The 25,309-nt window shown below is 53.2% G+C and carries 24 protein-coding genes; 16 read left to right on the forward strand and 8 right to left on the reverse strand.

The window, feature by feature from the left end; genetic code table 11:
* Position 1: 1 nt before the first annotated feature.
* On the reverse strand, positions 2-874 hold the full coding sequence (locus tag FEM41_RS11850; protein ID WP_168198787.1) for an outer membrane lipoprotein-sorting protein: 873 nt from the start codon (positions 872-874) through the stop codon (positions 2-4).
* A 327-nt stretch (positions 875-1,201) separates the two neighbouring features.
* On the opposite strand from FEM41_RS11850, the gene FEM41_RS11855 reads away from it, so the two are divergent.
* Genes FEM41_RS11855 through FEM41_RS11870 form a run of 4 tightly spaced genes read left to right on the forward strand, consistent with a single transcriptional unit; the run spans position 1,202 to position 4,823 of the window.
* The gene (locus FEM41_RS11855) at positions 1,202-1,894 is read left to right on the forward strand and encodes a phosphoribosylanthranilate isomerase (protein ID WP_168198788.1); all 693 of its coding nucleotides are present in this window, start codon (positions 1,202-1,204) and stop codon (positions 1,892-1,894) included.
* Positions 1,887-2,684, forward strand: a complete 798-nt coding sequence (gene trpA / locus FEM41_RS11860) for a tryptophan synthase subunit alpha (RefSeq protein ID WP_138096168.1) — start codon at positions 1,887-1,889, stop codon at positions 2,682-2,684. The genes FEM41_RS11855 and trpA overlap by 8 nt, the downstream gene beginning before the upstream one ends.
* On the forward strand, positions 2,674-3,543 hold the full coding sequence (locus tag FEM41_RS11865; RefSeq protein ID WP_206665526.1) for an AfsA-related hotdog domain-containing protein: 870 nt from the start codon (positions 2,674-2,676) through the stop codon (positions 3,541-3,543). Before trpA ends, FEM41_RS11865 begins: the two co-directional genes overlap by 11 nt.
* Positions 3,540-4,823: a protoporphyrinogen/coproporphyrinogen oxidase gene (locus FEM41_RS11870; RefSeq protein WP_138096170.1), complete on the forward strand. Its 1,284-nt coding sequence runs from the start codon at positions 3,540-3,542 to the stop codon at positions 4,821-4,823. Before FEM41_RS11865 ends, FEM41_RS11870 begins: the two co-directional genes overlap by 4 nt.
* A 655-nt stretch (positions 4,824-5,478) precedes the next feature.
* On the opposite strand, the gene FEM41_RS11875 is transcribed toward FEM41_RS11870, so the two are convergent.
* Genes FEM41_RS11875 through FEM41_RS11900 form a run of 6 tightly spaced genes read right to left on the reverse strand, consistent with a single transcriptional unit; the run spans position 5,479 to position 11,740 of the window.
* Positions 5,479-6,771, reverse strand: coding sequence for a sensor histidine kinase (locus FEM41_RS11875; RefSeq protein WP_168198789.1), 1,293 nt, complete (start codon positions 6,769-6,771; stop codon positions 5,479-5,481).
* The gene (locus FEM41_RS11880; protein WP_138096172.1) at positions 6,764-7,510 is read right to left on the reverse strand and encodes a response regulator transcription factor; all 747 of its coding nucleotides are present in this window, start codon (positions 7,508-7,510) and stop codon (positions 6,764-6,766) included. The genes FEM41_RS11875 and FEM41_RS11880 overlap by 8 nt, the downstream gene beginning before the upstream one ends.
* 19 nt (positions 7,511-7,529) lie before the next feature.
* Entirely contained in the window at positions 7,530-8,846 is a 1,317-nt protein-coding gene (locus FEM41_RS11885; RefSeq protein ID WP_138096173.1) for a hypothetical protein, read from the reverse strand.
* The gene (locus FEM41_RS11890) at positions 8,843-9,628 is read right to left on the reverse strand and encodes an outer membrane lipoprotein-sorting protein (RefSeq protein WP_138096174.1); all 786 of its coding nucleotides are present in this window, start codon (positions 9,626-9,628) and stop codon (positions 8,843-8,845) included. Before FEM41_RS11890 ends, FEM41_RS11885 begins: the two co-directional genes overlap by 4 nt.
* 10 nt (positions 9,629-9,638) lie before the next feature.
* Complete coding sequence (locus FEM41_RS11895) at positions 9,639-11,027, reverse strand: ABC transporter permease (RefSeq protein ID WP_138096175.1); 1,389 nt, start codon at positions 11,025-11,027, stop codon at positions 9,639-9,641.
* A complete protein-coding gene (locus FEM41_RS11900) occupies positions 11,024-11,740 on the reverse strand; it encodes an ABC transporter ATP-binding protein (RefSeq protein WP_138096176.1) in 717 nt (238 codons plus the stop codon). The genes FEM41_RS11895 and FEM41_RS11900 overlap by 4 nt, the downstream gene beginning before the upstream one ends.
* Before the next feature lie 458 nt (positions 11,741-12,198).
* Between FEM41_RS11900 and FEM41_RS11905 the strand changes: the two genes are divergently transcribed.
* The 12 genes from FEM41_RS11905 (at position 12,199) to FEM41_RS11960 (ending at position 24,351) form a co-directional block, all read left to right on the forward strand.
* Positions 12,199-13,209: a beta-ketoacyl synthase N-terminal-like domain-containing protein gene (locus FEM41_RS11905; RefSeq protein WP_138096177.1), complete on the forward strand. Its 1,011-nt coding sequence runs from the start codon at positions 12,199-12,201 to the stop codon at positions 13,207-13,209.
* Entirely contained in the window at positions 13,199-14,404 is a 1,206-nt protein-coding gene (locus FEM41_RS11910) for a beta-ketoacyl-[acyl-carrier-protein] synthase family protein (protein ID WP_168198790.1), read from the forward strand. Before FEM41_RS11905 ends, FEM41_RS11910 begins: the two co-directional genes overlap by 11 nt.
* Before the next feature lie 28 nt (positions 14,405-14,432).
* On the forward strand, positions 14,433-15,578 hold the full coding sequence (locus tag FEM41_RS11915) for an acyl-CoA dehydrogenase family protein (RefSeq protein WP_168198791.1): 1,146 nt from the start codon (positions 14,433-14,435) through the stop codon (positions 15,576-15,578).
* A 2-nt stretch (positions 15,579-15,580) separates the two neighbouring features.
* The gene (locus tag FEM41_RS11920) at positions 15,581-17,065 is read left to right on the forward strand and encodes an AMP-binding protein (protein ID WP_138096180.1); all 1,485 of its coding nucleotides are present in this window, start codon (positions 15,581-15,583) and stop codon (positions 17,063-17,065) included.
* A gap of 25 nt (positions 17,066-17,090) precedes the next feature.
* Complete coding sequence (locus FEM41_RS11925) at positions 17,091-17,345, forward strand: acyl carrier protein (RefSeq protein ID WP_168198792.1); 255 nt, start codon at positions 17,091-17,093, stop codon at positions 17,343-17,345.
* A gap of 31 nt (positions 17,346-17,376) precedes the next feature.
* On the forward strand, positions 17,377-18,423 hold the full coding sequence (gene trpD / locus FEM41_RS11930) for an anthranilate phosphoribosyltransferase (RefSeq protein WP_138096182.1): 1,047 nt from the start codon (positions 17,377-17,379) through the stop codon (positions 18,421-18,423).
* On the forward strand, positions 18,420-19,118 hold the full coding sequence (locus FEM41_RS11935; protein ID WP_168198793.1) for a beta/alpha barrel domain-containing protein: 699 nt from the start codon (positions 18,420-18,422) through the stop codon (positions 19,116-19,118). Before trpD ends, FEM41_RS11935 begins: the two co-directional genes overlap by 4 nt.
* A 256-nt stretch (positions 19,119-19,374) precedes the next feature.
* Positions 19,375-19,833: a (2Fe-2S)-binding protein gene (locus tag FEM41_RS11940; RefSeq protein ID WP_138096184.1), complete on the forward strand. Its 459-nt coding sequence runs from the start codon at positions 19,375-19,377 to the stop codon at positions 19,831-19,833.
* A complete protein-coding gene (locus FEM41_RS11945; protein WP_138096185.1) occupies positions 19,830-22,076 on the forward strand; it encodes a xanthine dehydrogenase family protein molybdopterin-binding subunit in 2,247 nt (748 codons plus the stop codon). Before FEM41_RS11940 ends, FEM41_RS11945 begins: the two co-directional genes overlap by 4 nt.
* A 30-nt stretch (positions 22,077-22,106) precedes the next feature.
* Positions 22,107-23,435, forward strand: coding sequence for a c-type cytochrome (locus FEM41_RS11950; protein ID WP_138096186.1), 1,329 nt, complete (start codon positions 22,107-22,109; stop codon positions 23,433-23,435).
* Positions 23,436-23,629: 194 nt separating this feature from the next.
* Positions 23,630-23,713 (forward strand): hypothetical protein, encoded by an 84-nt coding sequence (locus FEM41_RS25170; RefSeq protein ID WP_421805437.1) that lies wholly within the window; start codon positions 23,630-23,632, stop codon positions 23,711-23,713.
* A gap of 62 nt (positions 23,714-23,775) precedes the next feature.
* Complete coding sequence (locus FEM41_RS11960; protein ID WP_138096187.1) at positions 23,776-24,351, forward strand: nucleotidyltransferase family protein; 576 nt, start codon at positions 23,776-23,778, stop codon at positions 24,349-24,351.
* Here FEM41_RS11960 and FEM41_RS11965 read toward each other — a convergent pair.
* Complete coding sequence (locus FEM41_RS11965; RefSeq protein ID WP_138096188.1) at positions 24,335-25,309, reverse strand: PDR/VanB family oxidoreductase; 975 nt, start codon at positions 25,307-25,309, stop codon at positions 24,335-24,337. The two genes, FEM41_RS11960 and FEM41_RS11965, sit on opposite strands and share 17 nt — an antisense overlap.

The following is a 25,309-nucleotide window of genomic DNA, read 5'->3' on the forward strand; positions in this document are numbered from 1 at the left end:
ATTATGGTAGCGTTGTTAGTGGAAACTCCGGGGGTCTGTAGCTGCGCCAGGTGGATTGAAGATTGCCTAGATCTTTTACATCATACCATTCTGTTGGCAGGCCAAGGTTGAAACGTTCACCATAGACCTGGAATACAGAATGGGAGACTTTACGACCATCTTTTAATGTTGCTATATTAAATTGATTGGAGACATAAACACCATCGACCCAATGATGATGGAAAGTTTCAAATATTCGCTGCTCATTGGGTGAATCGGCGTTAAACACACTGTAAACCGGCAGGAATGTTGTTTTTTCAACCCAGATTTCGCCGTCTCTGAGCCCCAGACGGATAATTTCCTGCTGGTTATTCGGGTTGACATAAATTTTATATACAGAGAGTCCCTGGTATTCACCTTCGCCTAATGTTTTACAATCATAATCACTTGCCATACGAGTTAACATTTCACCAATATTCATATCAGAGCCGTTTAAGCGGCTACTGAGGTCCTTCGATTGAACATCCAATAGCTTCTTGCTGGCTGGCAGGTATCGCCACACCTTATCATTCTTGCCCTTCTCGAAGTAATCCAGTGCGTAGGCTTCTGTATCAGCCAGCTCATTGGGAACTAACACCCTGCTGCGTAATATACGATTGATGCCGTTATTGCGGTGTGTTGCGGTAATGGTTCGAGTTTTAACATTACCATGCTCATCGCTAATAGTCATTTTAATCATGCGCCAACTATCGTAACCGTTGAAGCGATTTTGAATACCTAATAAAACATCCTTACAGGTTTTGGGTATCGATAGTGGTGTAGCCGCAAATAATGAAGGGCTGAGTAAAATCAGCGAGGTTGCCAGTAATAAATTCGGCAAAGTTTTTTCCTTCATAAAAATCTCCATCCTTGTTTTTGATAATAGTAATGAGTGAAGTCATTAAGCAATGTGAAATTAACGACTTTCCAGTAATAATGGAAATATCCAAATGTGCCAATTTTATTAGCTAATTTTGATTTGGTTCTAATTGTTGTTTTTTTATTGGCATTTGTCGCAAATAGTCACGATAAAATTTCAAGCTCTTTGGCTGAATGCGAGGGGGGAGTGCTACAGACTGGTGTATAGGATTGGTATATGGCTGAATAAGTTTTATGTGATGCTTTGTTATTTTTTGCTTTATAAAAATAGATAATGATTCCCTCAATTTTTTTGGTTCGGCGTATGCTGAAGATCGTTAGGGATAATGAGGGGGTAGTTATGAAAATAAAGATATGTGGCGCTACCATCCTGGATGAGATTGCGTTATTAAACCGCTATGCAGTGGATTATGTTGGGCTATGGACAGGCATTAATGGACACCCTCGTTCGTTAACCGAAATGACATTACGGATATTGGCTGCCGCTTGTGATGGACCTCAACCTATAGCCGTTTGCGTACAGCCTGCTAATCCAGGACTGATGGAAATGCTACACGATTGCAATATTCAGTGGCTGCAGTTGCATGGTTTTACACCGCCGTCGGAAGTTCTTTGCCTGAAACAGCAAGGTATTAATGTCATTAAAACACTACACGTTGATGATAACGGTGTTTGCCCGGAATTGCGGTGGCTGAAGGATTATGACGATGCTGGGGTCGACATCTACCTGATCGATAGATTTGTTAGTCGCCAGCGAATTGGCAGCACTGGTCAGGCATTGCCGCAACGCGTTATCAAGAAAATGGTTGAGCGGCTTCAGGGAAGAAGAGTCTGGCTGGCGGGAGGCATAGGCATTACCACCATAGCCGATTTCGCGGCTATGCCAGGCGTTGAAGCGTTGGATATTGACAGTGCTGCACGCCATGAAGGGCGTATTGGTGTGCCACTTTTACCGTTGCTGCAAGCATTACACGACGGGGTAAATCATCATGGATAGCGTTTTTTGTGCTTTAGAAAACCTGCCGCCTCGCGCGTTATGTATCACGCTGATGGCAGGCGACGGTGGGTTGGAATTAACTCGCCAGCTACTGTCCTGCTGCGTGCGTCAGGGGATCGCAATAGTGGAACTGTGTGCGCCTTTTCCTAATGCGTTTACTGATGGTGAAGTAATGCGGGATGCACACCGTCGGGCACTGGCGGCTGGTGTAGGTTGGCGGGATTTGTTGCCGCTACTGCGGGAATTTTCTTCTCAAATTCATATCGTGGTGTTGTTGGATTACAGCCATGAATTCAGTCGACGTGAGATCTTGCCAATCTTGCAGGCGCTACGTCAGGCCGGCGCTGCGGCTATTTTGCCTCATGGGCTGCCACCCCGAATCCGGGCAACTTTTTATCAGCAAGCCAGGCAGGCAGGGTTAGCGGTGATTGGCACACTATATCCAGATAGTGGTGAAGCAATACGCAGCCAGGTTTTACAGCAATCAGGTGGCTTTATCTATCTGGTTTCGCACTTTGGGCGCTCAGGCCATCAATACGTCGATCCCGAACGCATCCGGCGCGAGATTCAGCGACTTAAAGCGGATTCTACGCTACCTGTGGCTCTGGGGTTCGGTTTGAAAAGCGCCGCAGATGTGGCGGTTGCTTATCGACAGGGTGCTGACATTGCGATTGTTGGTAGTCTGGCTTGCGCCGCGATCGGCGATGCATTGAATAAAGGGCGCGATGCCGTCATCGCGCTGGAAAAAACGCTTATTCCATTGGTTAACCAGAGGGGGAATGATGACTGAGCCACGGCTACTACGCCAACGTGTGGAAAATCAGGTGATTATGCAGATTCAGCGATGCGAAAACGGTGTGCGGGCACAACTGGCTGTTGACCAACAGCACGCTTTTTTCTTCGATCATCCGCATGACCATATTCCAGGTTTGCTGTTGTTGGAAGGTGCACATCAGATTGCTCTACAGCTGTTACCAGGGGAAAAGGCATGGTTCGCTACGGGCTTACAAGCCCGCTTCACAAAGTATTGCCTGTTTGATGGCCCGATTCAATTGGACGCCAGTATGAAGCTTCAGGCAGGAAAGTGGTGTAGTGAAGTTACTGTCAGTCAGCACCAGGTGCCGAGAGCCACGATTTGTTGGCAGTTTGTTGAGTTACCGCCCGGGTTGTTGAGACAGCCGCCCGGCGTGAGTAGCTGTGAGGCGGTAGACAAAAGTCGCGTCAATAAACGTCGAGTAGAAAACGTGATGATCGCTCAGCCATACCCGTTACCGCAGGGGGGCCTTGAATGCCATGCCCTGGCACCGCATCGTGATAATTTGTTGGCCGACAGCGATGGGCAGACGCACCCTCTGGTGCTTCTGGAAACCTTCATGCAGTTACAGCGATTTCTGAATGATATGGAATCGGCGCGTTTGCGCGATGTTTTATTGGGCGTGAGTATGAGCCAGAGTCTGCCGTTGCAGGCAGGCAGCACTTTTTCCATGCGAACCGACATGAAGGAGGAAAAAGAGACTGGCAAATATTTTAGTCGTGGAGCGGATTTGTGGGCAGCAGGTCGTTGTTTCGCCCGATGTGACATTCATACCCTTCGTTCCCTGCGCGTAAAGGAAAAGTCTCTGCAATTAAAGAAAGGAAGCGAGGTATGAAGAAGACTGTACATATTGTTGGTGCAGGCGTTTCAGGATTAGGGGCTGCGCACTATCTGGCACAGCAGGGGATAGACAGCGTGATTTATGAAACTTCGGGGCAACTCGGAGGGCGTGCGGCAGGCGTCGAGGAGGAGGGAACGCTATTTGAAGTGGGCGGCAAGAATTTTTCTTCGCAATGGCTGCGTTTTAATGCGTTGTTGCGAGAATTTGATATTACCGGGTTTGATCCCCAGCATCCGGATTTTCATATCGTACTGAATGACAGGCTGGTTAAACTGGATAAACGTCGCACGTTAAGCGGCGATCTGCGTCTTGCGATGCAGCTGGGTGTGCGCGGCTCGCTACAGCTTAAACGTTTTCTCGATTATTCGCGTAAACACGCCCATGAATTAAATCATAGTCAGGGATTGATTCAGCAGGTTGAAGAACGCTGGGATTATAAACCGGCTGCCGGCCATTTCGCCCCTTCTCTGTTGGCGGGGCCGATACGTATGTTTTCCATTATTATGGGAGCCGCAGAGCCGGAAGAGATCTTCCCATCGCAGCTGATGTTGTTTACTTCCGGCTTTGGAAAGGGAGAGCATTTTGCCATTCAGGGTGGTATACAGCGTTTTCATCAGGCGCTGGCTAATGGGAAACATATCCGTTTTGGTGAACGGGTCGAGCGTATCCTGATTGAACAGGGTAAGGTGAAGGGATTGGTGGTTAAAGGCGCTAAAGGCGAAGAGACTATTATGGCGGATGCCGTGATTTCAGCCGTTCCAGCGCATGTTTTTAAACGCCTGTTGACATTGCCAATAGCGATTAGGGAAGCCTGCGAGCGAATTCGCTATTACCCGTTGGCAATGATTAATGCTTTGTATGATAAGCCCGTATTCCGCGATGGCATTAACTCAATTATGTTTAATCCTGGTTCAATATTAGGGCATTGCTCCGCCAACCGCCAGTATCAACCTGAACAGGTACGTTTCACTTTGTCTGGTATAGCGGCCCGTCAGATCCTGCAATTTCCGGATGATATACTTATTGAGCGGGCAGAGCGCGAGTTTTCGCGATATTTACCGATCTCAGGAAGACGAGTGGCGGTAAAAGTGACGCGTCATATGGGCGGGATTTGCGCCTATGCGCCTTATTTCAGCCGGGTGAAACACATTCTGCTTGGTGGTATCGCAGAAATCGACGGTCTGGAGATTGCCGGAGATTATCTGGAGGGGCATACAATGGAAGGGTGTTTGCATTCTGCTGAGTTAGCGGTACAGCGGTTATTGGCGCGGTAAAAAAACACCCTGCCATGGGAGTCCCCTGTGGTTGCGTTATTATACGCAACCACAGGGGCGTTATTCGCTTAATACACCCCTTATCAGTGTGTTTTTTTTGTGGAGCCTCCCGGGTGAATATTTTCGGATGTTGTTTTCGTAGTCCGTTAAATGAGCCAGGTGTATGGGGGATCGCCAAAGCTGCCATGCTACTTCATATATTTATTTCCTTGTTCATCGAATGGATGGTGCAGACTATCGTGATAACCATCAAAATCCAGCGGTGTCATTTTATAAAGGAGGCACAGCCGGCGGTTGAAAACTGGCGTGGCTTTTAGCCGGTTTTTGCCATCCAGACACAACTCCACCAGACCGTGAAAGTGAAAAACATCGCCGCTGGCATATTCCCGCGGGCGTGGTGAACTGAGGTGGTTGCATACATCGGCAAATCACGGACGATCAGGCACGTCGATTGCGCGTAGCCCGTTTCTGTCCATAGCTTCGTCGTAGACACCGTAGCGGATCCGATCGCGCACGGCACAATACAGTGGATTGCCTGAGCCCGTCGATCATCAACACCGGGCGGTAATATTTGGGCAAGAAAATCCTGAATTTCTGGTGAATAGGTGATCCAGAAAGTCAGTGGCGGACAGTGTGCTTTCAGGGGCGCATGTAATCATCTCTCTGAATCAGTAGCGTTGAAAGCGTTCGGTAAGGTGACCTGCACGCTGGTACCCTGTTTGGGTTTGCTTTCAATTCTTAACTGTCCATGTAAGCTTTCGACAATGGTTTTACAGATATATAGCCCCAGGCCATAGCCACCAGATTCGCGCTGGCGTGATTGATCGGTACGCCAGAAAGGCTCGGTCAGGAAGGGTTGCAATTCCTCTGCGATACCGATCCCTTGATCGGTTACGGTGATAATCAGGCTGTCGTCCATGCGGGCAACAGTCACGGTCACCGGTTGTTCCAGTCCATAGAACACCGCATTGCTAATCAGATTGCGCATAAGGACGACCAACATGACGGGATGACTGTAGAACTGAGTCCTGTCGGTAAAAATCTTTAGTTCAATGGGGCTTTTACCGTTCTGCTGTTCTTCAATGATTTCCTGGAAGATGGAAGGGAGATCGAGCTTGCGTAATACGAGATCTCCCTCTCCGGATTGGGTCTTCTCGGTATAAAGGATGGCGTCAAGAATACGTTCAATATTGACAATATCGCCGAGGATCGCCAGACGCAGTGGCTCATCGGTGATCAGATCCTTACGTACTTTCAGTCTTGCCAACGGTGTACGCACTTCATGGGGAATAGCCAATAGCATATGGCGCCGGGCTTCATGGATATGACGTAACCGGTGCAGCATGTGATTGAAACTTTTTGCTAATATTCGGTATTCGCCATACGTCTTTTCCAACGGAATTTGATAGTTAAGATCGCCCTGATTGGCATGTTTAACCCCGCGACGCAGCTCAATGAATGGACGCGTCAATAGGTGGATCGAGTAGAAGTTCGCCACCAGGATCAGGGCAATGGCGGCAACTAACCAGCCAATCAGATACCAGGCCTGAGAGGTAAGGCTACGGCCAAACCTGGGTAAAATGATGAAGTGGTCGTTGTTGTGTACTGCCGCCATATAGCGGTTGCCGCTGGCAGTCATGGCGATACCATCGGGATCTTGCAGCGCCATATTCATCAGTGACAAATAGGAGGCATAGATGGGGTCATTCATTTTGTTTACCGGAATGCTCAATAGATGGACACCATCGATATCTATTTTCATCAATTGCTCGGGGGTCTTATCGGCAACTAAATTGAAAAATAGGGTTTTGGAAAGGTAGCGCCGCGGATGCTCATCCGCAACGCGTTGCAGGGTAAAAACCAGTACTAGCGTCAGTACACAGGTGGAGATCACGGTATTAATCCATAGCATGGAAAATACTGTTCGGGATAAAAACCACTTAATCATGCAAATCAGTCCCTTGTGTCGAACCCGATAGGCTGGGGGCGCCGCGTAACATATAACCATGAGAGCGGATAGTGTAGATAAATATCTCGTCGCCGGTCACGGCCCGAATTTTGCTACGTAACCGATAAATTAAAGTATCAATACTACGCTGTGTTTGCCGGGCATGTGTCAATATCTGTAGCTCAAGTTCGGCGCGCAGATATATTTTTCCTGGCCTTTGCATCAGTTGGGCAAGGATGGCCATTTCGGTTGAGGTGACTTTTAGAGGTTGATCGTTGACCGTTACCCAGGCCTGGGACATACTCAGCGTAATTTTATGCGGACCACTCGTCACGGTTTCTATATCCGGTATTAAGGCGGTGAGCTGTGGACGATTGCGGCGGCATACGGCGAACATGCGCGCCACCAGTTCGCGGGTTTCGAATGGCTTGCTGACGTAGTCGTCGGCGCCTGCTTCCAGTCCGGCAATCAGATTAACGGTTTCATTGCGCGCCGTTAGCATAATAAATGGCGTATGACGGTTTAAATGTTCTCTGCTCCGCAGCAGGTGGCAGAGCTCAAAACCGCTCATTTCCGGTAACATAATGTCCAGTAGGATTACGTCAAATCGTCGCTGATTGATCAACACCAATAAAGTAGAAGGAAGATGGCAAAGCGTCAGGTTGATGCTGTAGGTAGCCATTTGCTGCTGAAGAAGTTCAGACAGTTCAATATCATCATCAATCAATAATGCCTCCATATGTCATTTCCCTCCGGAATTACAAGGTATAGAAGAATGTCATCATCGCTCCGTTTTTACGTCCGGCGCTGCCATATATTGTGTTGCTGTTACCAAAATAGTGATAGCCTGTTATTTCAATGCGAGAGGTGGGGTGTATGGGGGCACTCAGTGTTATCTGACTGAAACCGCTGCCGTCCATTGGGGTAACGGTAGTGATTAATGAGAGATCGTTATCGTCCCAAAAATCGTTCCACGCAAAGCGGCCAAAGAGTTGCTGCCTGGCTAAGGGCTCCTGTTTTTCTCCGGCTAATGCGGCGATGCGTAATGCTCTGGTGTCGTTTTGCGTAATGGCCTGACGCCAGCTTGCCATTTGTGATTGTTTCAGTCCCGCTTCGTTAAAGTGAAATTCGACACTCAGTGAAATATCCTCGCTACTGGCTATGCTTTCTGGAACAGACCAGGTAACGCCACTCGCTAATTGATGATATAATCGCATCGTACCGTTATTGACGTTCAACGCCTCGTTGGTCAAATTTTGCCTGCGTTGGACGAACCATTCGCTGTATAACACCAGATTATCCCGCATAGCCAGACTCACTTCGGCGCCCAGGCTGGGCTGGTTGCTCTGATACAGGGAACTGACGGTGAGTGAAAGGTTGTTCCATGAATCCGGGGATGGGGCATATTTTACGAACAACGCATCGCGGTTGTTGGTGCGATCCAGTCCTAGCCCTACAATGTCGCTATCGCTGGTTAGGGTATCCGGTTTGGCGCGCAGATCTGGCCGGTATCCGAAACTGAGCAGGTTATCCGCGTGGAGCCAGATGCCCTCCAGCGCAACCACGCCAAGACGATCTTCGCGTCGATCGGCCGCATCAAGACTTTCGAAAATGACCTGGCTATTCGCTTTAAACCAATCGGTTGGGTTAAAACCATTGGCAACGCCATTACGGATGTTAGTGCGCCCGGCCAGCCAACGCCATGTGGAATTGGTGCTATAGCTAAAGGCCAGGGATTGCACATCCACACGGATATCATTTTGGGCCTGATAATTTTTGCGATTGTTTATTTGTGTTCGCAGACGGGTATTTAACTCAATGTTAAATGACTCGTCTAACGAACCCTGGCCGTACAACCGGGCTGAAATGCGCCCGGTAGTAATCGCGCTGTCGTGTTTGCGCCAGTTCGCCATTCCCTGGTTCTTAAACTCCAGATTGAACGGTGCCAGTAAATTCGCTGTCGCCTCCGTCGTTGGCACTGAGTCCGGTAGCGTGGGGAGCTCAAAATCATCCGCATAGACTGTCAGGCTGAGCAAACAGCCCATGAAGGTTAACAGTGAACGTGTCTGTTTCACACGCCCCCCTGCGGGCTAAAATGTGATAGCCACTCTTTATTAAACCATGGCAGGGGCAGATCTTGCTGACGATAGTTGCTCATTTGCATCAGCGTTACCTTATTGGGATTAAAGCCATCGCTGATGAGCACTTCTGTTGGCCGAATGCGGTCAAACACCTGTTGCCATTTGCGATACCAGGCTACTTTCAATAACCTACCGCTGCCGCCGTAGAATTTACCTTTTAGAGGGCGGTCATTCTCTTTATCGACCCACAACTCGATCGCTTTGTAAGGGGCAAAGTCATTGATGGAAGACAGGCGTAATTTCCACGCCGCGCGTGCCTGGCGGTCTCCATCCACGATGCTCTCTTCCCCTTGCAATACGGCCGAATAATCCTGGGTAAAATTTGACGTAATGACGTCACCGTTAGAGGCGTTGCCCAGCAGGCGCTGGCGCGGCGACATACGCACCGAGGCTTTGGATTTCGGATCGTAAAACCACAATATGTTGTCATTACGGAGTAACAACTTGCCGCGGTCGCGACTCGGATAATCAATATGAACGATAGTGAGAAACTGGCCTTTGGTATTCTGGCGTGAATGTGTAGTCACGCGATTCTCATCGGTGAGTTGATTACCTTCGTACTGTTTTAGCGCCACCTTGACCACAAACGAGGACTGCGGGTTACGGATCGCATCAGAACGCTGCAAAATATCCTGCGCCTGCGCCTGCTCCGCAAGGGAGGGCAGGGGGCTAAATGCTGTTATCAGATATAGTAGATGTAAAGGTTTCAGCATCATAAGACTCCTGTCAGGCGTGGTGAATTGCGGAAATCATGTTCATACGCGATGCTTTGTAGGTTGGCCAAATCGCGGCTAATACAGAAAGGCTGAACAGGAAGGCCATGATGCTTAATGTCAGCATCGGGTTTTCCAGAACCATCAGATTAATGACAATTGGCGTAGCATTGCTGGGGGGGGTCCAGTTAAGCTTCATGTTGTTGATTATTGTGCTGGCAATCAGCGCCAAAATCAGAGCCGTCAGGGTGCCGAAGAGCCCCATCAGGGCGCTTTCGGACATAAACATTCGCATGATAAAGCTGCGGCGAAAACCCATGGCCCGGATGGTACCGATCTCACTCACCCGTTCCATGACCGTCAGGTTGATGGTGTTGGTGATAGTGAAAATAATCACGATGCCGAGGAAGAGCGAGACGACGCCAAAGATAAAGGAAAACATGGCGAAGATACGGTCGAATGAGGGATCAACCTCATTGAAATGAAACACCTCCTGATTCATGCCCGCATCGTTTAATTTTCGTTGGATAAGTTGCTTAACCCGTTCAGCCTGGTTTGGATCTTTCAACTGCACTAGTAGCACCGTCGCCCGCGGCTGATCGCCATATAACAGTTCACGGGCCAGTTCGAAATGCATCATGATAAAGGCGTTGTCCAGGGCGCGTTGCGCCTGGGTCTGGGCTTTTTTGACATACACGCTGACGATATTTGGCGCGCCTTCTGCGCTGGCTGCCAGCAGGTTGAGCTGTGTACTTTTTTCATTGTCGATTTGCTGGTTGAGTTGCTCCTTGTCCTCGCCGTCTATCAAACCGCTAACATCGATGCCTTCATCGGCGATGATTTTTTTCAACGATGGTGGATCCTGGCAATTCGGAATCTCCAAAGGCTTGCATAAGCCGAGCAGACGAGCCATGCCAACACCGATGACGGAACCTTCTCGATTGTTTTGTTGCAGGCCGGTAGGGGGAGTTGACACCTGAACATGCCAGCCATCCCATTGACGCATTTTATCGACCGCCTCCGGTTCGATACCGCGCCCCTGGAACGTTTTGCTGTTATCGGTAGTGACAACACCGGCAATACCGGCCAGATAAATCTGTGGCGTGATCACCGAGATTTCTTTTTTTAGTACAGGGTCTCTCAGTAGCAGATCGGTAACCGCTTGATAGTTGTCGATGGCGTAGTTATCAGGATCGGCAGCGCCAAATTTCAGATAGTCTTTTTGATAGATCTGCAACTGCCCTTGCTCCTGAATCATCGAGGTTTGGACGCCGAAATAGATCGACGTAACGAAACCGCCAAACAGCATCATCGCTAAACCGCCAATACCGATAGACGTAATGGTAATAACCGAACGGCGACCGTTCTTCAGTAAGTTACGCAGTGCGATTAGCCAAATCATTGCTTGACCCCAATGTTCTGTAATTTGCCATCGACAATGTGAATCAGACGTCCTGACTCGTTGAGTAAGTTTTCGTTATGCGTACAAATCACAAAGCTGGTATTGAAATGGCTACGCATATCCAGCATTAACTGAATGATTTCATCTGAGGTACTGGAATCAAGATTGGCGGTTGGTTCATCGGCGATGACCAGTGCAGGGGTCGTGACTAAAGCCCGGGCGATAGCTACCCGCTGCCGCTGTCCTCCACTAATCGCGCCAGGGCGACGATCCACATACTCCTTCAGTCCGACGGATTCCAGGTAGTATTCGGCTTTCTCTCGTCGTTCGTGATGTGATAATCCATGATGCAACAGCGGAAATTCAACATTCTCGCGAACAGAAAGTACCGGGAGCAGGTTGAAAGATTGAAAAATAAAGCCGATGTGTTTAGCGCGAAAATCGGCGGCCTGGTTGTCGTTTAAGGCCAGCACATCCTGCCCCAGGATATTGATTTCACCTTCTTCTGGTTTGTCCAGCATTCCCAATATATTCAGGAAAGTGGATTTTCCGCTACCAGAAGGACCGTAAACAAAAGTTATTTCCCCTTTGGGAATGGTGCAACTCACATTATTTATTGCTGTGAGCGGATAACCATCCATGTTGTACTTTTTAACAACGCCTTTAAGGATCGCTATTTTCTCCTTGTCATAAGGAAGGCTACTTTGCTCCATTTGCACCTCTCATGGTCATAATGCTCTCCGTTTCTCTTATGTTAATGCCTTTTATTAAAGGCCTGTCCCACAGCTAATACAATGAATGTTCAGTGATGTTAAATAGCAAAATGACAATGGCCTTTTTTATCATATCGATGATATCTATTTGTTTCTTTTGGGTAAAGTTGTCGGTGCCATCATTAGCTTTGAATGTGTGTGATATTTTTTGTGATAAATCGGTGAGTTTTTGTTATTTATCGTTATTTTGACTTATGCGTTTTATGTCAAAAAATAACGCTGGTTTCCAAAGCCGAGCTCGATGGTTGAAAGCTTTATAATGGGAGCTGATGCCTGCGCCTGAAAAATATAATATATTTTGTGATGCTTGAATATATAAATGGATGCATAAAGATGTTTGTTTTATTTAAACTGAGGTTCTCCAGCTCGGTGAAATTAAGATTACGGCAGGTTGATTTATGAAGGAAAGAATTGTCTTTACTGGCGCAGTGAAATTATTGCCACAACCGGTAGTTGCTGCGAACCATTGCCGCGAAAATACTTCGGTGATTCGTTTTACTGATGATGAAGAGTTATTGGCCCTGTCCCATCAGTCTAAACGTCAGACGCTGCTTTCGATGCTACTGAACCAGCAATGTGAACGCCTGTTTCAACAGGCAGGATTGGGTATCGACGACATACGCGGTACCGATACCGGGCTGGTCTCTGGTTCCTATTACGGTTGTATGAGTACAACCCAGAATATTTCTGATGCTTTATGGCAAAAAGGTCCGCGAGGCGTTGACGTTATTGAATTCGCTAAAGCGACACACAGCTTCCCTTTATCCGCCGCTAGTATTGAATTCACTTTATTAGGTCCTACTGCGGCCGTCGTTTCTGGCGAATTTGCCGGACTGGATGCGCTGATGATGGCGAATGACTGGCTATTGAGTGGGCGCTGTCAGCGAGTGATCGTGGTGGGTTATGAGCATTTTTCTCCGTTGCTGGAAGAGCACTTACGAGAAATCACGGGCGAAGAGCAAGCGGGACTGTATAGCGATAACCTCAGCATACTGCTACTGGAAACCTATAGTAGTGCGGTGGCGCGTCAGGCGTCGGTGATGGCCGAACTGCTTCAGGTAATACGATTGGGCGGCTCCTTGGCAACGTTGCCTGCGCGTTGGCAAAAAATCGCGGCTTCATGGCCGCAAGGAGATGCCGCGATTAACGTGTTAACTAACCACTCTCCTCACCCTGGCGCTCGTCAACTGGAAGAGGAGGTGTTGGGCGGCTATAGCGCTGGTTTCCGCAGGCATAGCGTTCAGGATCTGCCCCAGGCGTTGGGAGCCTGTCCATTATTGCAATTAGCTCATTTCTTCCTCTCTTCGCCAGATATCAAAGGCGAATATTTATTACATCACTTTACCGCTAATGGTGCCGCAGGAGTTCGCTTTAATCTGGGCCAATCAGGAGAAACCTATGCAATTTAAAACGGTTGCAGTGACGGGGATGGGGACGGTAACCCGTGATGCTGTTGGCCTTCAGGCGCTTTGGCGTCATTTGTTGGCTGGTGGCGCTTTACCTGCACCACCGACCTATTTCGACAGCGCCGGTTTCCGTTCTCAGAATACCTATACCGTAGATCCGCAGGCGTTGTGGCAGCGCCAGTTGCAGTCCTGCTGGCCTGCTTCTCCCGCGTTGTATCAACGCTTGCCTTGCGCTGGTTATGGTTGGCTTGCGGCCCGGGAGGCGCTTTGTCAGGCCTCTCTGGACAATGTGGATATCTCTTGCATGGGGCTGAGTCTTGCGACGACCAGCGGCGGTAGCATGGATAGTTTCGCTTCTGGCGGTACGACCGAGGACGCGCGCTATGGTGCTTTGAGCAGTGCCGCTTATTTACTGGCTGAACTCTTGCAACTGGGGGGAAGCGTCAGCGTTTTTTCGTGTGCCTGCGTGAGCGGTGCCGCGGCGCTGAGTCATGCTTTTGAGCGAGTTCGGCAAGGTGATACCCCTCTGATGCTGGCTGGCGGATGCGATCAGGTTCGCGAAGCTGATTTTGCCGGATTTAATGCTCTGCGGGCCGTCGCTCCAGACGCCTGTCGTCCATTTGATGAAAATCGTAAAGGTATGGTGATGGGAGATGGCGCCGCAATGCTGGTTCTGGAAGATTTGGAACACGCCATTGCGCGCGGAGTTCGGCCTTTGGCCATCTTTCGTAGCTTTGGCCTGGCGGCAGATGGCCATCATCTGACTGCGCCGAATCCTGATGGGTTGGTACGCGCCATGCGACAGGCCCTGGCGGGTACAGAGGGGATACCGGGGTATATCAACTGTCATGGAACCGGCACGCAGGCCAATGATAGTAGTGAATTGCTGGCAATGCAGCAGGTGTTTGGCAGCGAACCCAGCGAACAGGTGGTCAGTTCTACCAAAAGCAGCGTTGGGCATTTATTGGGCAGCGCCGGAGCGCTTGAAGCTGTGTTGACGATTAACGTCCTGCGGGAGCAATGCGTTCCGCCGATGACGACCTGCAATCAACCGATGGCGACAATGAACTTTCGCCTGCCCATGCGGGATCGGGCGCTGCCTGTCGTGACTGATTGGGCAATGAGTAATTCTCTGGGATTTGGCGGTCTGAATGGCAGCCTGATCTTTTCACGGCCATCGGGAAATAACCCCATTTAACAGGACATGAGTACGAATGGATAAGGATATGAAGGTAATGACTGATGACCTGCTTGAGGCGCTGCTGTCGGAGGTGGGGAACTGGAGCCAGGCGATTAATCAGGGCTGGCTGGAAGATGAACTGCGGGGACAATTTAGTCAGTCGCGCTGGCAACGGCTGAAAGCGAGCGGTCTGACCGGATTACTTAACAGCCAGAAGGCGGGTGGTCTGGGACTGAATGCCCCTCAGGCGGCGCGTTTTCTGTCCTGTTTTGGCGAACTTTGTCTCGATGGTGGGCTGAGTTTTGCCCTCTGTACGCATTTGTGCAGTAGTTGTCTGCCGATTGAACGCTTTGGTTCTGAAACATTGCGTCAACGTTTGTTGCCCCTTCTGATTGCCGGAGACGCTATTGGTGCTCATGCCATTACTGAGGCTGAAAGTGGTTCAGACGCTTTTGCTATGAACACCACGGCGGTTAAAGTGCCTGGCGGTTGGGTTCTGAATGGCACCAAAATATTTGTCTCTAACGGGCCGATCTCCAGCCATGTGGTGGTTTATGCCTGCACCGATCGCTCTCGTGGTTCACTGGGGGGATATAGTGCTTTTGTGGTTGATACTCACCTGGAAGGCGTCATTACCGGCCCTGCCGGGCACAAAATGGGCTTAAAAACGTCGCCGTTGGGAGATGTTTACCTCACTAACGTCTATGTCAGCGATGAGTGTTTGTTAGGTAAGGCGGGTATGGGATTCGCCATTCTCGATTTCGTGATGAAGTGGGAAGTGCTATGCGTATTTGCCTGTCAGGTCGGGGAGATGAAACGTCGTCTGGCCCAGTGTTTGCTTCAGGCTAAAACGCGTCATCAGTTTGGTGAGCCGATAGGTAAGAATCAGGCCGTGTCGCATCGGCTGGTGAATATGCACTTGCAGGTTGAGACAGCGCAATATTGGCTGCTGCGAGCGGCGGATTCGTTACATAGCGGTAAAAATACCTCCGGTGACATTGCTGCTGCCAAGTTGATAATCAGCGAAAGCAATGTGGCAACCGCTCTGGATGCGGTCAGACTGTTCGGCGGCTCGGGTTATATGGCGGAAATGGGGATAGAGAAACAGCTACGTGACGCGGTGGGAGGCGTCATTTATTCGGGGAGTTCGGACATTCAACGCAATCGCCTTGCCGCGATGCTGGGGTTGTGAAGATGAATGATATCCTGCCCCAACATTTAGCCTCCTGGGTTTTCGCCGCCAGGAATTCGCAGGCCGTTGCCGTACGGTGCGGCGAACGGTGGCTCAGCTATCAGCAGTTAGCGGATGGTGCACACAATCTGGCGCAGGCGCTACCTCCGCTGCAGGTTGAGCGCCCGGTCTACGCGTTAGTGATGAAGAAAAGTATTGACGCGGTTCAGGCTATTGTTGCGGTGTTAAGTATTGGGGGGTGCTATGCGCCATTGGATGCCAGCTATCCGGTGGAACGTTTAAAAGCCATTCTCGGCACCTTGCAACCCCGTGCGGTACTGACGGACAGTCACAGCGATGCGATCGTGCGCGTGATTGCCGGGCAGATGGCGTTGCCTGTTATCAATATTGATAATCCGATTCGCCTGGCAGAGCCTATGAACAGCGCGGTTAGCCAGCCCATGGCGGCGATTCTGCATACTTCCGGCTCTACCGGGTTGCCAAAATCGGTGCATATTGGCGCAGCGCAAATCTATGCTTTTACCGACTGGGTAATCAATGAATTCAATCTGAGTGCTGCCGATCGCGTATTGAATCATGCGCCGCTGGCGTTTGATCTGACCTTTCTCGATCTGTTCGCCACTTTTCGCGCCGGTGCGACCTTAATTTTGACCACAGAAAGCGAAGCCGGTAGCGGCGCCCGGTTACGGCAAATTTGCCACCAGCAGCGCGCCACCGTGTGGCATTCCACCCCGACGTCTCTGCGTTTATTACTCATGAGCGATGAACTGGCGCGTTTTCCTGATATGCGCGCGGTGATGTTTGCTGGTGAACCTATGCAGGGGGAATTACTGACGCGCCTGATTGCGCTGTTTCCTGACGCTGAGTTCTACAACATTTATGGCAGCAGCGAAGCTAACGATACATTTTGCTATCGCTGCCCAAAAACGCCCATCGTCGGTATTGTGCCCCTGGGCTATCCATTGGCCTATACCGATTGGCTGTTATTGGATGACCAACAGCAGCCGGTAGATCCAGTAGCAGGCGGTGAGTTGTGGGTGCACTGTCCAACGTTAATGGCGGGTTATGGCGATGCGCGGTTAACCCAGGAGGTTTTTCGTCAGTTTGACGGTAAACGCTACTTCCGTACTCGCGATCGCGTACGTCGTGATGAACAGGGGATTTTTCACTTCCTGGGAAGATGTGACTGGATCGTTAAGCTGAACGGTTTTCGTGTAGACCTGTTGGATGTGGAACAAATCGCACTGCGCAGTGGCTGCGTAGAAGAGTGTGTGGCGTTTGTCAGTCAGCGAGACGGAGAGCGCCAACTGGAACTGGTGGCCTATGGCAGCGAGGCGTGGAATACATTGATGCTGCGCCAGTATATGGCGCGCTATCTGCCGCCTTATGCGCTGCCGCGCCGTTATCATCAGAGCAAAACACCTTTGGAAAAAAACAGCAACGGCAAGTTATGTCGCCGCAGCATTACTCAGCAGTTTAATCCGTAGTTATTTCATCACAAGGAGACTAAGTATGAATTTCAAGGCAACTATTGCGACTTTTTTAAGTGAAGAATTTGCACCGGATATTCCACCCGAGGAGTTTGATGAGAATCTGAACCTGGTCGATTTCGGAATTATTGATAGTTTGGGCGTATTGAAGCTGGTTGCTTACCTGGAAAGCGATTTTGGCATTGTGGTTCAGCCAGAAGAACTGAGTGTGGATCTGTTCAGTTCGCTGGGGGAAATATCCCGATTCGTCGATCGTAAATTAGAAGCAGTACGTTGATGTGACTGCTACCGGAAGTAAGGAGCGAGAAGTGGCCGATGCTTTTCTCAGTGCTTTAGTGAATCAGCGCCAGCCAGACAGTGAGACAATGATCGATTTCTGGCGCCAGGTGGATCGGGGGGAGCAGACCCCGCAAATGGTGTTAGCCGTGTTGGGGGCGCTTTCCAGCCGACCACTGGAGACTGAAACGGCACTGGCGTTTTTACGCTATGTGAATAGCGCATATCCGAAAACTCGCCTGCCAGTAGTGCAGGACGCCGTGAATATAGTTGGCACTGGCGGTGGTATGGAGACGTTCAATATCTCAACGACCGCAGCCTTTGTCGCGGCGGCGGCGGGAGTTCGGGTGCTGAAAAGCGGCTCCCGGGCATATAGTAGCCGGGTAGGGGCGCAGGATGTGCTGGAGCGCCTGGGGATTCGTGTGCCTGCAGACGACGAGGTACTGATTAGGATGCTGGAAGAGTTGGGCATAGGCTTTGTGCCCGGCGCCCGCTATCCGGCGCTGTGTCGTCGTCTGGTGCAGGCTTGTCAGCCGCTATCGTTCAGGCTGATTGGACAGATCGTCAATCGGTTGGGACCTCTGCTATGTCCTTACGAACTTAAGGGGCAGGTGATTGGTACGGCGAATCCTGAATTGTTACGCGTCCTGGCCTGTGCCGCACAAGAGCTGGCGTTGGATAATCTGCTCTTCACGCATGCGACTGTCGGCGCCGACGAGATGCTACCATTTGGCCTCAATCTGTGTTGGTGGGTACGGCAGCGTCACGGCGCCAGTCAGTGGCACGAATTGGTGGATGGTGTGGGGAAAGAATATCGTTCAGGCGATATCTCTCGGATCCGTGGTGGCAATGTGACTGAAAACGCGGAGCGGTTGCAATGCATACTGGCAGGAAAAGATTGTGACGAAGCGCTTGACGCCGTCGCCTGGAATGCCGCCGCCGCGCTGTTGATTGCCAGACGAGTGGATAAATTACAGGATGGTATGCGGCTGGCGCGCGGGATCCTGGATTCGGGTAAGGCGCTGGTGCTACTCCGGCAGACTCAGGCGTTTTGCCGTGAATTGAGGAGGGCCAGGTGAGGAATGCTTTTATTCAGGCATTGCGGGGTACGGCTGCGCCGTTGATCGCAGAAATTAAACCCTTTTCCCCGGAGTACGGCGACCTGTTGCGCGGGCGTTTTCCGGTAGAGATCGCCCGTCATTATGTGGCTCAGGGGGCGGCTTGCCTGTCGGTGACGACCGGGCGCTGGCATCAGGGATCTCTGGCGCTTTTGCAACAGATTGCTGAAGCCGTGCCTGCGCCAATATTACGTAAAGATTTCATCACGCGAACGGTGCAGCTTCGTGAAAGTCGGGAAGCCGGTGCTGAAGCGGTACTGTTATCCGCTCAACTGCTGCGGCGTCAGGACATATTGCGACTGGCGGAGCAGGCTCTGAATCAGGGGCTAACACCATTTATTGAAGCCAGTGAAGTGACCCAACTTGATGGTTTACACCTCCCCGGTGGTTCGGTGTTGGCGGTATGCAATCGCGATATTCGCCAGCAGGAGAAAGACAATGGCACAGTGGATCACAGTCTGGCGTTGTATTCACTGGCAAGAGGCTGTGGAGCTGAACTTCTTGTCAGCGCCAGCGCTATGCGTGATCCACACGATGCGGTACGGGCGTTAAGTGCTGGCTATGACGCAGTGCTGATTGGCAGCGCATTACTCATGGCGCAGTCGGGGGTTGAGCAAACGACGGCGTCATTCATTCAGGCGTTGACCATGAGGTAAACCCTGTGTCGAGGTCGGTCCGCCAGCAACTAAGGCCGTTGCTGGGTTAATCATTTCTATGTTTTGCGCGGTTCGGTCAAAAATGGCCGACTCCGCGCGTCATCCATGACCCGCGCTATAAGCTGTCTATACTGAAATGGCCTTCGGCTTAAATTCATCGTGTCTTGAGTACGTTAGCTCACGGATACCTGCGGCGGCGTGCGCTCTTTTTTACCGACAGGTCACGCGATGTAATAACAATCACAGCGGGTGAGCAATGAAACTACAAATTAATGACAGCGTCCGGGACGTAGACGCCGATGGCGATACGCCTCTGCTCTGGGTACTTCGTGACGACCTGGGTCTGACTGGGACCAAATATGGCTGCGGTCTTGCCCAGTGCGGCGCCTGCGCCGTGATGATGGATGGACGGCTGGTGCGCTCCTGTGTGACGCCGGTCGAAATGGCGGCAGGTAAGAAGATCGCCACCATTGAAGCAATCGAAGCCGACGATCTCGGCAAGCGCGTAGTGGTGGCCTGGGTGAAGCATCAGGTGCCCCAGTGCGGCTACTGCCAGTCCGGCCAGGTGATGGCGGCCACCGCGCTGCTTAAGCAGAATCCACACCCTTCGGATGCCGATATTGCAGCGGCCATGGGCAATCTGTGCCGCTGCGGCACCTATAACGCCATTCGGGCGGCTATCCAGGATCTGGCGAAAGACGGGGAGCAGGTATGAGCAGAAACGATCGCCTGGGCCGGGCGCTGGCTAACGGCGGGCCGGTAAACCTCTCTCGCCGCCGCTTTTTGCTGACCTCGGCCGGTGTTGCCGCCGGGGCCTTTGTTTTAGGATTTGGTCTGCCCGTTGCTGAAGTTCGGGCTCAGGCCGTCGCGCAGGCCGCGGCGCCTGGTACCCGGATTCCGGCGTTTCTTGAAATCCATCCCGATGGTCGCATTCGCTTTCAGTGCCCCTTCGTCGAAGGCGGACAGGGGATCTTCACCGCCATGGCCCAGATTGTGGGGGAAGAGCTGGATGCCGATCCGGCCCGTTTCCTGGTCGAAAACGCGCCAGCCGGGGCCGACTACCAGGTGATGGACATCGGCAAGCGCCTCACCGGCGGCAGCATGTCGGTGCGCACCAGTTACGACACCATGCGGCGCCTTGGCGCGCTGGCGCGCCAGATGTTGCTTCAGGCCGCCGCCCAAAGCCTGGGCGTACCGGTGGGCGAACTCACGACCGAGCCCGGAAAGGTGATTCACGCCGGTTCAGGGCGTGAGCTGAGCTACGGTCAACTGGCCGCCAGAGCCATGGATCTGCCGGTGCCGTCGCCCGACAGCGTCACGCTCAAGTCGCGGTCGGAATTCCGCTGGATAGGCCAGTCGGTAAAGCGGCTGGACGTTCATCAAAAATCCACCGGCCAGGCCATCTACAGCATCGACTGCCGGGTGGATAATATGCTGCATGCGGCGGTACAGCACGCGCCGCGCCTGGGGTTGACGCCCGGCACTATTCGCAATAAGCAGCAGGTCAGTCAGATGAAAGGGGTGCATTCGGTGCATCAGTTGCCCGGCGCCGTGGCGGTGGTAGCGGAACGCTGGTGGCATGCAAAACGGGCGGCGGAAGCGTTACAGGTCGACTGGCAGGAGCCCGCCGCCGGTGACAAAATCCGCTATATGCCTGCCGATTTCTCTTCCGATGCTTATGCCGAACGGCTGGCGAATAAAGAAGGTCAGGGGGATGATGCTGAGGTGAAAGGCGATGTGGCCGGGGCGCTGGACAATGCGCAAACCACGCTTAGCGCCACGTATCACAGCCAGTACCTGAATCACGCTCAACTGGAGCCACCATCAACCCTGGCCCGCTTTAATCCGGACGGCACCCTGGAACTGTGGACGCCGAATCAGGCGCCGGAGATGTTTCAGGCGGATGTCGCAGCTCGCACCGGGCTGGCGCCGGAAAAAATCATTATTCACTCCCCGCTGCTGGGGGGCTTTTTTGGTCGTCACTTCGTCTACGACACCGCCATGGTCTATCCCCAGGCCATTGAACTCGCCAAAGCGGTGGGGAGGCCGGTGAAGGTTATCTGGAGCCGCGAAGAGGAGTTCCTGCGCGACACCCACCGGCCCATGGCTGCGGTGCGCTTTCGGGCGGGGCTGGATAGCGACGGAATGCCCGTGGCGCTTGAGGCGATAAGCATCTGCGAAGGCCCCGCCGAAGGGCTGGCGGGGAGTAAGGGTGACAAGATCGACGACACCGCCGTCGAAGGGCTGACCGGCAAGGCTTACGCCATCGCCAACCGCCGTATCGCTCAGATTTACGATAAAAGCCCGGTCACGCCGGGTTACTGGCGCTCGGTCGGTAACTCAATGAATGATTTTCTCTACGAATGCTTTCTGGATGAGATAGCCGATAAAGGCGGGCAGGATCCGTTCGCCTTGCGTATGCGGCTGTTAAAGGATAATCCGCGCCTGACCCGGCTACTGAAAGAGGTGGAATCGCTGTCCGGCGGCTGGAAAGCGGGCCCCTTTACGACCCCGGACGGTTCGCGCCGCGCCCGGGGCGTTGCCATGGCATCTCCGTTTGGCACCCAGACCGCCGCCATTGCCGAAGTCTCTATCGAAAACGGCGAAGTTCGGGTGCATGACATCTGGCAGGCTATCGATCCCGGCAGCATTGTGAATCCGGCGATTATTGAAGCCCAGGTCAACAGCGGTGTGGCGCTGGGATTATCGCAGGTGCTGATGGAAGAGTGCGTCTATGAACACGGCAAACCGGTTGGGCGCAACTACGATCTCTACCCGATCCTGCCTGCGGCGCGGATGGCTCGGGTGCATGTGCGGATTGTTGAAAGCGGCGAAAAAATGGGCGGTGTGGGGGAACCACCGCTGCCTGCAGTACCGCCTGCGGTGGCCAATGCTGTCTCCAGGCTGACCGGTCAGCGTATCCGCAGTATGCCGCTGTCGCGCTATACCTTTTCCTAATCCGACGCGCTAAGAATCGGGGATAACACCATGACGAAAAGAAGAGGCATTATCTTCCTTACGCTGCTGTTGCTGGTCATTATTGGCATTGTGCTGTTTGCGCTGCGTCCGCCATCTTCCGCGTTTGATAAACAGGCCAGCGCGCCCACGCCCGGTGAAGATGTGATTCGCCATGGCGAATATGTGGCGCGGCTCAGCGACTGCGTGGCCTGTCACAGCACGCCGGACGGCGCCCCCTTTGCCGGTGGGCTGGAGATGGCCACGCCGGTGGGTAATATCACTACCACCAATATCACGCCGGACAAAGAGACTGGCATTGGCAATTACAGCCTGGCCGACTTTGACCGGGCGGTGCGCCACGGGGTGGCGAAGCAGGGCCACCGGCTCTATCCGGCCATGCCTTACCCCTCTTATGTGAAACTGAGCGATGACGATGTGCGGGCGCTGTACGCCTGGTTTATGCACGACGTGAAGCCGGTCAGTCAGCCGAATAAAGCGAGCGACATCCCCTGGCCCCTGAATATGCGCTGGCCGCTGGCGTTCTGGAACCTGGCGTTTAGCGGTGAGGGCACCTGGCAACCGGACCCGCAGCGTGACGCGCAGTGGAACCGGGGGGCTTATATTGTGGAAGGGCCGGGGCACTGCGGTAGCTGCCATACCCCGCGCGGCGCGGCCTTCAACGAGAAAGGGCTGGATGCCACCAGCCCGCACTTCCTGGCGGGCGCCCTGCTGGACGGCTGGTACGCCCCCAGCCTGCGCGGCGATACCAATACCGGTATGGCCCGCTGGAGCGAGCAGGACGTCTACGATTTCCTGAAGCAGGGGCGCAATAAACACTCGGTGGTGTTCGGCTCCATGACTGATGCCTTTAATAACTCCACCCAGTTTATGACCGATGAGGATCTGCGCGCCGTGGCTCACTACCTGAAGGCGCTGCCGCCGGGCAGCAACAATGCGGATAGGCCCTGGCAGTATCAGGCCGATGCCGGGAATAGCGATCATCCGGGGGCGCCGGTTTACGCGGCCCGCTGTGCCAGTTGCCATGGGGCGGACGGTCGCGGTCAGGCGCCGTGGATCCCACCGCTGGCTGGCGCTACCTCAATGCAGGTCGATAGCGCATCGGCGATTAACGTGACCCTGAACGGCTCCGGAAGGGTGGTGGCCGATGGCGTGCCGGACGCTTACCGGATGCCGCCGTACCGCAGGCAGCTTTCCGACCAGCAGGCCGCGGATGTGTTGAGCTATATCCGTGGCGCCTGGGGTAATAATGGCAATGCCGTGACGGCAGAGCAGGTTAAAACGCTGCGCGCGGCGACCGATCCCGCCAGTAGTGAGGTGATTATTTTGCACATGCGCTGAGTGGGGGAACGACAGCCTTGTCGCTGTGTATATGATTAACGACGGAATATGATGATGCGGTGGGTTGTTCCGTTCACCGGTTCCGAAACTAACATAAGAGAAATCACCTTAAAGTGAACGGAACCTTCGCCAGCGCGGCATATTTCTCATGAATACAGCACCACAGCCCCAGCCTGCATCTGAAAGGCCACTGGCTGGCTGAAGCCGAATTTGAAAGCGTCTGTCTGGCGAAGGTGACCATCGAGCAGGGCAGGATAACGATGTACCCGGCCACTTAATGTTACCTTTACCCCAGGTAAAAGCGGCTTTAATGGCAAGACAAAAAAGGAAGAACCTTGCAATGACCTACGGCATTATCATCCTGGCAGCGGGCACTGGCCGCCGTTACCGGCAAAGCGGTGGCAGCGGCGAAAAGCTGCTGGCGCATTATCCCGACGCGGCAGGCAACCCGCAGCCGCTGCTGGCGCTAACCCTGGCTAACGCCTGCGAAACGGCCATGCCGGTGAGGGTGGTATGCCGCCCGGAAAACGCTGAAATTCAGGCTCTGGTACAGCGCGCTGGGGCGCAAACCACGCTGCTGGCAAGCCGGGGGAGCGGCGAATCCATCGCCGCCGGAGTGAAGGCGATGCCTGACATGGACGGCTGGCTGATAGTCCCCGGGGATATGGGCTGGGTGACGGCGCAGGACTATCTGCGGGTGAGCCAGGCTCTGAATCAGGGGCACCATCAGGTTCGGCTGGCGTGTGCCAATAAGCCCGGGCATCCGGTGGGCTTCACGGCCGACTACCGCCAGGCGCTGATGGCCCTGAGCGGCGATGACGGCGCGAAGCGCCTGCTAAACAGAGAAACTCTGCTGATTTTGCAGGCGCCGGAGCGGGTGATTCGGGATGCCGATTGGTTCAGGGCGCAAGACTGATAGTCAGGTTTTCCGTCAGGCTACGGGAGCAGCACAGGGCGACCTGCTGGCGCGGCCCCGATTTTTCCGCCGCCGACTGTACGCTATCCCGATGATCCACCGTTCCTTCCGTTACCGGCGTCAGGCAGGCGCCGCAGATCCCCATCTCGCAGGAGAGCGGCACGTCGATGCCGTTATCCAACAGCACCCGGGCGATGGTTTGGTCCGCCGCCACCGGCCAGCGTTGGCCAGTGGATGCCAGGGTCACGGTAAAAGCGTTGTCTGATGAGGCCGGGGCCGATGGCGCCGGGGGCTGAAACGCCTCGCTGTGAATATTTTCCGGCGACCAGCCCCGCGTCAGCGCGGACTGGCGCACGTGGTCCATAAAGCCGTCGGGGCCGCACAGATAAAGTCGGGTGCCGGTGGCCGGGCGCGTGAGTGCCTCGGGCAGAGCGTGGCGCGGGCTTTCCCCGGCGCTGCTGTGATAAATCGTACAGTCGCCAAACCGGAAAGGGTGGCCGAGTTGATAGCGAAAGGCGGCCTGTTCCGGGTGGCGGACATAATAGTGCAGGGTAAAGGGCACCCCGGCATCCTCCAGCCGCCTGGCCATGGCGTAAAGCGGCGTAATGCCGATTCCCGCCGCCATCAGTACCACTCTGTCGGCTTTCTCCAGCGGGAACAGGTTGCGCGGTGTGGAGATCGTCAGGCGCTGGCCGGGGCGTAACGACTCATGAATATAGCGCGAGCCGCCGCGTGAATCGGGATCCCGGGCCACGCAGATCAGATAACCACGGCGGCTGGCCGGGTTGCCGGTCAGCGAATACTGGCGCACCAGCCCGCCTGGCAGATGCACATCGATATGGGCTCCCGGCGACCATCCCGGCAGCGCCGCGCCGTCCGGCGCCGTCAGCCTGACGGCCAGATTGCCTTCTCCCTGACGCCAGATTCCCTCCACCATCACTTCAAGGGTGTTACGCAT

This window comes from Jejubacter calystegiae (genome assembly GCF_005671395.1).
GTDB lineage: Bacteria > Pseudomonadota > Gammaproteobacteria > Enterobacterales > Enterobacteriaceae > Jejubacter > Jejubacter calystegiae.

Coding starts and splice junctions, on each gene's coding strand:
- FEM41_RS11965 (WP_138096188.1), bottom strand. CDS start 25,309: ATGCGTAACACCCTTGAAGTGATGGTGGAGGGAATCTGGCGTCAGGGA.
- FEM41_RS11915 (WP_168198791.1), top strand. CDS start 14,433: ATGAAGGTAATGACTGATGACCTGCTTGAGGCGCTGCTGTCGGAGGTG.
- FEM41_RS11940 (WP_138096184.1), top strand. CDS start 19,375: ATGAAACTACAAATTAATGACAGCGTCCGGGACGTAGACGCCGATGGC.
- FEM41_RS11905 (WP_138096177.1), top strand. CDS start 12,199: ATGAAGGAAAGAATTGTCTTTACTGGCGCAGTGAAATTATTGCCACAA.
- FEM41_RS11960 (WP_138096187.1), top strand. CDS start 23,776: ATGACCTACGGCATTATCATCCTGGCAGCGGGCACTGGCCGCCGTTAC.
- trpA (WP_138096168.1), top strand. CDS start 1,887: ATGGATAGCGTTTTTTGTGCTTTAGAAAACCTGCCGCCTCGCGCGTTA.
- FEM41_RS11855 (WP_168198788.1), top strand. CDS start 1,202: ATGCTGAAGATCGTTAGGGATAATGAGGGGGTAGTTATGAAAATAAAG.
- FEM41_RS11925 (WP_168198792.1), top strand. CDS start 17,091: ATGAATTTCAAGGCAACTATTGCGACTTTTTTAAGTGAAGAATTTGCA.
- FEM41_RS11875 (WP_168198789.1), bottom strand. CDS start 6,771: ATGATTAAGTGGTTTTTATCCCGAACAGTATTTTCCATGCTATGGATT.
- FEM41_RS11865 (WP_206665526.1), top strand. CDS start 2,674: ATGATGACTGAGCCACGGCTACTACGCCAACGTGTGGAAAATCAGGTG.
- FEM41_RS11870 (WP_138096170.1), top strand. CDS start 3,540: ATGAAGAAGACTGTACATATTGTTGGTGCAGGCGTTTCAGGATTAGGG.
- FEM41_RS11895 (WP_138096175.1), bottom strand. CDS start 11,027: ATGATTTGGCTAATCGCACTGCGTAACTTACTGAAGAACGGTCGCCGT.
- FEM41_RS11920 (WP_138096180.1), top strand. CDS start 15,581: ATGAATGATATCCTGCCCCAACATTTAGCCTCCTGGGTTTTCGCCGCC.
- FEM41_RS11850 (WP_168198787.1), bottom strand. CDS start 874: ATGAAGGAAAAAACTTTGCCGAATTTATTACTGGCAACCTCGCTGATT.
- FEM41_RS11910 (WP_168198790.1), top strand. CDS start 13,199: ATGCAATTTAAAACGGTTGCAGTGACGGGGATGGGGACGGTAACCCGT.
- FEM41_RS11950 (WP_138096186.1), top strand. CDS start 22,107: ATGACGAAAAGAAGAGGCATTATCTTCCTTACGCTGCTGTTGCTGGTC.
- FEM41_RS11880 (WP_138096172.1), bottom strand. CDS start 7,510: ATGGAGGCATTATTGATTGATGATGATATTGAACTGTCTGAACTTCTT.
- FEM41_RS11890 (WP_138096174.1), bottom strand. CDS start 9,628: ATGATGCTGAAACCTTTACATCTACTATATCTGATAACAGCATTTAGC.
- FEM41_RS11945 (WP_138096185.1), top strand. CDS start 19,830: ATGAGCAGAAACGATCGCCTGGGCCGGGCGCTGGCTAACGGCGGGCCG.
- FEM41_RS11900 (WP_138096176.1), bottom strand. CDS start 11,740: ATGGAGCAAAGTAGCCTTCCTTATGACAAGGAGAAAATAGCGATCCTT.